This window comes from Vibrio sp. 1249-1 (genome assembly GCF_033340495.1).
Genome location: NZ_JAWOWJ010001034.1, coordinates 1 through 545 on the forward strand (window position 1 = coordinate 1; position 545 = coordinate 545).

Below are 545 nucleotides of genomic sequence, written 5' to 3' on the forward strand. Positions count from 1 at the left end.
CACCACGTACTTTTCGTTGTCCGCTTTGTATTCGATCATGCTGTCTGCAAACTTAGCAATTTTCTCAGCATTCAAAGGCGCTTGGCGTTCTGCAAGTACGTCTTTGTAACCGCCGTTGTCATCAATCGCGTATAGCGTACCTGCAATAAAGTGATCGCCATTGTTTGACGCAAACAATATGCCGCCGTTGGTTTGAATTTCTAGCAGGCCCGCCACATCTGAAGGTTGAATATCAATAATAGACAGACCTAGTTTCGAGAACTTCGCTTTTAGCGCCGCTTCATCAAAGTGTTGTTGCGCAGTTGGCGCAGCCTGTTGTGCAGGAGTTTCGGTTTTTGCCTGACTTTCTTCCGCACCACACGCGGTAATAAAGAATGGTAAAGTCAGCAGAGTTAGTCGGCGTAATACGCTCATTAAAGTCACCTTTAAATAAATTCTTTTCATCCAATCAAAAAGGATGAAGCAAGCCATCATTATGCTCTTGGGTGGTGTTGACTGTGGATCTGCTTCAATCGTTCAGTCGCCACGTGAGTATAAATTTGCGT

General features: G+C 44.8%; 1 protein-coding gene. It reads right to left on the minus strand.

Annotation, left to right across the window (positions count from 1 at the left end; genetic code table 11):
- Positions 1–414 (minus strand): disulfide isomerase DsbC N-terminal domain-containing protein (locus R7Z50_RS30315; protein ID WP_318150125.1); only part of this gene is annotated, 414 nt, incomplete at its 3' end.
- Positions 415–545: the final 131 nt, after the last annotated feature.